This window comes from Dyella silvatica, from assembly GCF_026283955.1.
Classification (GTDB): Bacteria; Pseudomonadota; Gammaproteobacteria; order Xanthomonadales; family Rhodanobacteraceae; genus Dyella_C; species Dyella_C silvatica.
This window is the reverse complement of the sequence record NZ_JAPDPE010000222.1, coordinates 1-1,745: the sequence shown is the minus strand read 5'-3', so window position 1 is coordinate 1,745 and position 1,745 is coordinate 1. Positions and strand designations below refer to the sequence as shown.

4 protein-coding genes are annotated in these 1,745 nt (G+C 56.9%); all 4 read left to right on the top strand.

Annotation, left to right across the window (positions count from 1 at the left end; genetic code table 11):
- Nucleotides 1-332 (top strand): hypothetical protein (locus OUZ52_RS22745; RefSeq protein WP_266160886.1); only part of this gene is annotated, 332 nt, incomplete at its 5' end.
- Nucleotides 333-530: 198 nt separating this feature from the next.
- On the top strand, nucleotides 531-971 hold the full coding sequence (locus OUZ52_RS22740) for a hypothetical protein (RefSeq protein WP_266160885.1): 441 nt from the start codon (nucleotides 531-533) through the stop codon (nucleotides 969-971).
- Between the two features lie 33 nt (nucleotides 972-1,004).
- Nucleotides 1,005-1,553, top strand: a complete 549-nt coding sequence (locus OUZ52_RS22735) for a YrhA family protein (RefSeq protein ID WP_266160884.1) — start codon at nucleotides 1,005-1,007, stop codon at nucleotides 1,551-1,553.
- 8 nt (nucleotides 1,554-1,561) lie between these two features.
- On the top strand, nucleotides 1,562-1,745 hold a 184-nt coding region (locus OUZ52_RS22730; RefSeq protein ID WP_266160883.1), incomplete at its 3' end, for a hypothetical protein.

Here is a 1,745-nt window from a genome sequence, read left to right as displayed (position 1 = left end):
GCATTTTTGTCGAACACACCCAGGACAAGACCCTGGCCAGCCAATGCGTGGTCAAGCCCTACCGCGACAGCTCCGCCCCGGTGGGCGTCATGCGATTCACCATCGTTCCCAATGCCGCGTATCAAAAAACCATTGATGCCCGCCCACCCTCTACCGACGTACCCGAGCCGCCATGCGGCGACTGGGGCGAGGGTCCGGATGGCGTGGCGTATTTCGAGGCGCAGCCATCGCGCAATCCGCACAAGCTGCTCTACGTCAACGTCGGCCAGGATGAGCCACTGTTCGACGACAACAGCTTGCGCCTGTTGCCCGCATCCACACCGGCACACTAATCATCGCCCCGCAAATGGCGCAGGTAGTTAAAGCGTGCTGGCTTCTACCATCACGCCGTAGCCGGCCAGGCAGATATGCGCGATGACGGGGCACGCGACTTATTGAAATCGCGCCAGCGCGGATGATGGGCAAGCTGGCTTCAGTCGCGCTTGGCTGGTGCATTCATTCGATCACTCACATGGGCCTGGGCCCGAAAGATGACCACAGACTTCACCGACCAAGATGTGGCCATGATTGAAAAGAGGCCTACCGCTTTTGAGTGGGCACTCTACCTCTGGTTCTGTATAAACGTAGCCCTCTGCGTTTGGGCCATAGCAACCCATCCAGTTGAGTGGACCGGCGTCGGATGGACTGTCTGGGTTCTTCCACTCGCTGGCACAGCAGTGACGATCCTGCTGCTTGGATATTTGCTCCGCCCCACCTGGGCCATTCTGACACTGGCGGCCATTTACTTTGCTTTCCAAGTCATCGAGATTCGGCTGCCAGGGCAGTTATACGCTTTCAGAGTCGGCTTAACCGTGGACTACGATCTTGTACGCAACCCTACGCTGCTGGTTAAGATCAACTTTGCCGCCATCGCGACCGCATCCTTATATGCGGTCGCGGCTTACCATCGCTTCGAAGAAGAGGGACCGTAGCTATTACATGGCTGCTTAGCGGCAGCAACCTCGATGTCAGGACAAGTCGAAAATCCCCCACCTTCAACAACGCGTGAGCAGGCCCGCATCTTGAGCATCACTTCATCAGCTGAGCCGATCTATCTGGATTTACTAAAACAGCTTGAAGCCGAACAACGAAAGTACGGCGATGCGCTGCCACCGGCTGCGACAGAGATTCAGATCGCCGAGCTGCAACAGGCTGCGCAACGCGAGTTTGCGCTCGACCTGCCGCAAGGCTATCTGGCATTTCTTCGGCTGAGCAATGGTTTGGAATGGGATGGTGTGTGTATTTTCTCATCCTCCAAAACCACCTATGCAGGCCACCCTGAGCGCACTTTCTTTGACCTTGTCGAGCACAATATTTACTTCCGGGATCCGCTGGATATGCGGGATTACCTGCTGCTTGGCTCGGACGATATGGATGTCTACGTCTATCACCTGCCCACAGGCATGTTCGAGGTCAGAGACCGGGTCCCCTTCGATAACTTGTACGCCAGCTTCAAGACCTTTGACGAACTCGCCGTTCACGCGCTCAAACGCAGTCTCAAGCTACACGAATGAAGGCGCGCATGCAGCGCATGATGCATGCAGGCACAAACACTCGCCAGCGCTATGGCTCGGCCAAGTGCAGAAGGCGGCTTGATCGAACCGGGATGATTCGCCGCACAGGCTGCGCCAGACCTCGACGAGACGATCTTGAAGTTGCGCTCAGCAGAGACGGCAAGTGCTGCGGCATACGCATGCACAAGGCAA

What these genes read in the sequence shown, in the direction of transcription:
- OUZ52_RS22740 (WP_266160885.1), top strand. Translation starts at nt 531, where the DNA reads ATGACCACAGACTTCACCGACCAAGATGTGGCCATGATTGAAAAGAGG.
- OUZ52_RS22735 (WP_266160884.1), top strand. Translation starts at nt 1,005, where the DNA reads ATGTCAGGACAAGTCGAAAATCCCCCACCTTCAACAACGCGTGAGCAG.